The organism is Rhodococcus wratislaviensis (genome assembly GCF_041228765.1).
Taxonomy (GTDB): Bacteria; Actinomycetota; Actinomycetes; order Mycobacteriales; family Mycobacteriaceae; genus Rhodococcus_F; species Rhodococcus_F wratislaviensis.
On record NZ_CP150488.1, the window covers coordinates 6616128 to 6621215 of the forward strand.

The window sequence follows — 5088 nt, forward strand, 5'->3', positions numbered from 1 at the left end:
GTTCGGGGCACCGAGCAGTCACGGGGCGCTCAGATAGGCGCGCAGCACGTTCGTCACATCGGTGATCTGCTGCACGGGCACGTGCTCGTCCCGCTTGTGGGCGAGGTTCGGGTCGCCGGGGCCGTAGTTGACGGCCGGGATGCCGAGGGCGGAGAACCGGGACACGTCCGTCCACCCGTACTTGGCGCGGAACTCGCCGCCCGCCGCCTCGATCAGGGCCGCAGCCGCCGGATCGCTCAACCCGGGCAGGGCCCCCGGCGACAGGTCCGTGACCTCGAAACCCAGCTCGAGACCGTCGAAGACCTCCCGCACGTGGTCGATGGCCTGCTCGGCGCTGCGGTCGGGGGCGAAGCGGAAGTTCACGTCCATCTCCGCCGCGTCGGGAACCACGTTGCCCGCGACGCCGCCGGAGATCCGCACGGCGGACAACCCTTCCCGGTACACGCAGCCGTCGATGTCCACCGACCGCGCGGTGTAGTCCGACAGGCGCTGCAGGACCGGGGCGAAGCGGTGGATCGCGTTGTCGCCCAGCCACGATCTCGCGGAGTGCGCGCGGGTGCCGCGGGTGGTCAGCGTCACCCGCAACGTGCCCTGGCACCCCGCCTCGATGAGACCTCCGGTCGGCTCGCCGAGAATCGCGACGTCCGCGCGCAGCCACTCGGGGATCTCGCGTTCGATCCGTCCGAGCCCGTTGTGGACGGCCGCGATCTCCTCGCAGTCGTAGAAGACCAGGGTCAGATCGTGCGCGAGGTTCCGGGTGGTGGCGGCGAGATGCAGGAACACCGCGTCGCCCGACTTCATGTCGACCGTTCCGCATCCGTGCAGCAGGTCGCCCTCACGGCGCGAGGGGACGTTGTCCGCGATCGGCACGGTGTCGAGGTGACCGGCGAGCATCACCCGGCTCGGCAGTCCCCGATCGGTCCGGGCGAGCACGGCGTTGCCGTTGCGGATGACCTCGAAACCGGTGGTCTGCTCCCGCAGCGCCGACTCGACGGCGTCGGCGATCGCCGACTCGTCGTGCGAGACGCTCGGGATGTCCACCAGGGCGGCGGTGAGGTCGATGGGATCGGCGTGGAGGTCGAGTGGGCTCACCCGTCCACCCTAAGCCGACCAGTCAGCCCGCTCGGGCGTTGCTACCCGTCGAAGCCACCCGGGATCTCGTAGATCGCACCGTCGAAGCCGATGCGGAACAGCCGTCCCGCCGAGAAGCCGCCGGATCCCTGCCCGTACACGACCATGCTCGACGTGGGCAGACCGGACGCGAGCACGCAGTACTGCCCCGGCGAGTCGAGGCGCCAGATCTCGCCGCGCACGTTGGCCGGGACCACCGGACGGCCTCGCGAGTCCAGGGCCAGGCCGTCGGGTGCGGCGAAGTTGTCGAGTCCGGACAGGTCGAGGATGCTCTCGGGCGCCCCGGGGTTCGCGAGCGGGATCCGGCTCACGCCCGGATTCACGAACGTCCGCGACACGTAGAGGTACCGGTCGTCCGCGCCGAGCACCGCGCCGTTGGCGCTGGGCAGAGTCGCCCAGTGGGGCTCCACCCGCCCGTCGGGGAACACCCGCCCGATCTGGGTGCCGAAGTCGTTGGTGGCGTATGCCGTTCCGTCGGCGGCGACGTCGAGTCCGTTCGCCGCGCTCAGGCCCGAGACGAACGGTGTGAGCACGTTCGTTGCGGTGTTCAGCTTCGCGATCGCACCCGGACGCAGGATGTCGCCGAGGAACACGCGGGCGTCCGCGCCGTACCCCACCAGCAGCGATCCGTCCGACGCCCAGGCCAGCGCCCCGGCGCCGCCGTCCGGCACCGTCGCGACCGGGACCGCGGGGGCTCCGGGGGCGTCGAGGCGGAACACCCGCCCGCTCAGAAGGTCCGTCGTGTAGAGGCGGCCGCCGCCGTCCACGGCGACGCCCTCGAGCGCCGCTCCCGGCACCCGCCCGACGAGGACCGGTGCCTGGCCGGCGCCCGGGCACACCGGAGCGGCGGACGCGGTCTGCGGCGCCACCACCGACACGGCCCCGGCGAGCAGTGCGCCCGCGGCCACGGCCCGCACGCCTCCTCCGATGAATCGACCCCAGTGCGAAATGCGCATTCCCACTACCTTTCCCGGTGTGTCTCACGTGCCCCGTGCATGGTCCCCCACATGGCCGGAACCCGCTCGGTTTCGATTCGATCACGCCCCGATAACGACCGCTGGGAATGCCCGAGTAATGAGGCAGTAACCTTTACTGCCGTGAGCACACAGGGAGCATCAGCAGTAGGCATCGCCAACGTGACCGTCGGCGGCACGGTCCTCGACACCTGGTTCCCGGCGCCCGAGCTGGGAAACTTCGACGCCGCGGGCACCGTGCGGATCGAGGGTGGCGACATCCCCTCCGATCTGGCACTCCTCGCCGGACCCGACGAAGCGCGTGAGGTCGACCAGGTCGTGGTGCGCACCACCATCGCCGACCTGTCGGCGCCGCCGGTCGACGCCCACGACGCCTACCTGCGCCTTCACCTCCTCTCGCATCGCCTCGTGACCCCGCACGGCGTCAACCTCGACGGTCTGTTCGGATTGCTGTCCAACGTGGTGTGGACCAACTTCGGTCCCTGCGCGGTCGAGGGCTTCGAGAAGGTGCGGTCGCGCCTGCGCATCCGCGGCGTGGTCACCGTGTTCGGTGTCGACAAGTTCCCGCGCATGGTCGACTACGTCGTCCCGTCCGGCGTCCGCATCGCCGACGCCGACCGCGTCCGCCTCGGCGCCCACCTGGCCAGCGGTACCACCGTGATGCACGAGGGCTTCGTCAACTTCAACGCCGGCACGCTCGGCAACTCCATGGTCGAAGGCCGTATCTCCGCGGGCGTCGTCGTCGACGACGGATCCGACGTGGGCGGCGGCGCCTCGATCATGGGCACCCTGTCCGGTGGCGGCAAGGAAACCATCTCCGTCGGCAAGCGCTGCCTGCTCGGCGCCAACGCCGGTCTCGGCATCTCGCTCGGCGACGACTGCGTCCTCGAAGCCGGCCTGTACGTGACCGCGGGAACCAAGGTCACCGGGCCGGACGGCACCGTCGTGAAGGCCAAGGAACTCAACGGCCAGTCCAACCTGCTGTTCCGTCGCAACTCCGTGTCGGGAGCCGTCGAGGTCGTGCCGTGGAAGGGCACCGGCGTCGAACTGAACGCCGCTCTGCACGCAAACGACTGATCCCGTGAGCGGTACGCGAACACCCGGCACCATGACCGATTCGACCAGCACACTGGGCCGGGGCCTGAAGGTCCGTCATCTCACGATGATGGGCCTCGGTTCCGCGATCGGTGCCGGGCTGTTCCTCGGTACCGGTGTCGGTATCGCGACCGCCGGTCCCGCCGTCCTCGTCTCCTACCTGCTCGCCGGCATCATCGTCGTCTTCGTGATGCGCATGCTCGGCGAGATGGGAGCGGCGATCCCCGCCAGCGGGTCCTTCTCGCACTACGCGCGGATCGGCATCGGCGAATGGGCCGGATTCGTCATGGGCTGGCTCTATTGGTTCATGCTGATCATGGTGCTCGGCGCCGAGATCACCGGCGCCTCCGGCATCGTGAGCGGCTGGCTGCCCGGCGTTCCGCAATGGGTCGTCGCCCTCGTGTTCGTGATCTTCTTCGCGGCCGTCAACCTGGCGAAGGTCAGTAACTTCGGCGAGTTCGAGTTCTGGTTCGCCGCCATCAAGGTCACCGTCATCATCGCGTTCCTGGTGATCGGTGTGCTGCTGGTGTTCGGCCTGCTGCCGGACACCGAGCCGGTGGGAACCACCAACCTCTTCGGCCACGGCGGCTTCATGCCCGAAGGCTTCGCCGGTGTCGCCGCGGGCCTGCTGGTCGTGGCATTCGCCTTCGGCGGCATCGAGATCGTGACCATCGCCGCCGCCGAATCCGAGGATCCCGAGCGCTCGATCGCCGTGGCGGTGCGTAGCGTCGTCTGGCGAATCAGCGTGTTCTACCTCGGTTCGATCTCGATCATGGTCCTCGTTCTTCCGTGGGATTCCTCGGACCTGAAGAGCGGACCGTTCGTGGCGGTCCTCAACCAGGCGCACATCCCGTACGTGGCCGGGTTCATGGAACTGGTGGTCGTGGTCGCGTTGCTGTCGGCGTTCAACGCCAACATCTACGGCACGTCGCGGATGGCGTATTCGCTGTCCCGGCGCGGCGACGGTCCCGCGTTCATGGCACGGATCTCGAATTCCGGGGTGCCCCTCAATGCGGTTCTGCTGTCGGTGTTCTTCGGTTTCGTCAGCGTGCTGCTCAACTGGTGGCTGCCGGACGACCTCCTGGGACTTCTCCTGAACGCCGTCGGTTCGGCGCTCCTGGTCATCTGGATCTTCATCGTCGTGTCGCATCTGAGGCTGCGCCCCCGGCTCGAACGCGAGGGCAAGCTGACCGTCCGGATGTGGCTGTTCCCGTGGCTGAGCTACCTCACGCTCGCAATGCTCGCCGGTTTCGTCGTGCTCATGCTCTTCGACTCCGATGCCCGCACCCAGCTGATCTCGACGTGCGTCCTGTTCCTCGTCATCGCGGCGCTCGGTGTGCTCAACACCCGGCTGCGCAAGCGGCCGCAGACCGTGTGACCGGTTCGGGCCGGCAACTCACCGGTCCGAAGCCGGCTCCTGGCCAGCGGACGAACGTGCCGCGCGGGCGAGCACCTGCGGACCGGTCACCAACGCCTTCCGCCACGGTGCGACACCGTCGATTTCGATCTCGATGGACAGGCTCAGCACGGTGCGGATCAGCACGATCACTCCCAGGACGGCGGCATCGGTCAGCGACGGCGTGGAGGTGACCGTCTTGACGATGTCAGCCGCGACGAGCAGTTCCAGGCCGAGCAGGATCGCGCCCCCGAGCGATTCCCGCAGGGTCTTGAACGCCTGAGCACCGTCGCCGGTCCTCCTCCACGCGCGCACCGCGAGGAAGAAGGCGAAGACGAACCCGACAACCATCGCGAGGACGCCGAGGACTTCGAACACTTCGGTTGCGAGTTCGAAGAACCTGACAGTGTCCATCGTGTGAGTGTTCCTGTTCGGGAGGGTGTTCGCAGTGGATTCCCGTGCGATCGCCAGTAGTGAGCGGCCCTCCCGTCA

Annotated in this window: 5 protein-coding genes; 2 read left to right on the top strand and 3 right to left on the bottom strand. The window is 68.6% G+C overall.

Going from position 1 to position 5088, the window contains the following annotated elements; translation table 11 throughout:
- Window positions 1-18: 18 nt before the first annotated feature.
- Together dapE and WKC72_RS30645 are read right to left on the bottom strand one after the other, a co-directional pair.
- A complete protein-coding gene (gene dapE / locus WKC72_RS30640; protein ID WP_370180659.1) occupies window positions 19-1092 on the bottom strand; it encodes a succinyl-diaminopimelate desuccinylase in 1074 nt (357 codons plus the stop codon).
- Between the two features lie 41 nt (window positions 1093-1133).
- Window positions 1134-2087 carry an SMP-30/gluconolactonase/LRE family protein gene (locus WKC72_RS30645; RefSeq protein WP_112302126.1) on the bottom strand — a complete coding sequence of 318 codons (954 nt, stop codon included), beginning with the start codon at window positions 2085-2087 and terminating at the stop codon, window positions 1134-1136.
- 141 nt (window positions 2088-2228) lie between these two features.
- Here WKC72_RS30645 and dapD point away from each other — a divergent pair, with 141 nt between their 5' ends.
- Window positions 2229-3182: a 2,3,4,5-tetrahydropyridine-2,6-dicarboxylate N-succinyltransferase gene (gene dapD, locus WKC72_RS30650; protein WP_112302125.1), complete on the top strand. Its 954-nt coding sequence runs from the start codon at window positions 2229-2231 to the stop codon at window positions 3180-3182.
- A 31-nt stretch (window positions 3183-3213) separates the two neighbouring features.
- Window positions 3214-4578: an amino acid permease gene (locus tag WKC72_RS30655; protein WP_037244319.1), complete on the top strand. Its 1365-nt coding sequence runs from the start codon at window positions 3214-3216 to the stop codon at window positions 4576-4578.
- Between the two features lie 18 nt (window positions 4579-4596).
- On the opposite strand, the gene WKC72_RS30660 is transcribed toward WKC72_RS30655, so the two are convergent.
- A complete protein-coding gene (locus WKC72_RS30660; RefSeq protein WP_112302124.1) occupies window positions 4597-5010 on the bottom strand; it encodes a DUF1622 domain-containing protein in 414 nt (137 codons plus the stop codon).
- Between the last annotated feature and the right edge of the window lie 78 nt (window positions 5011-5088).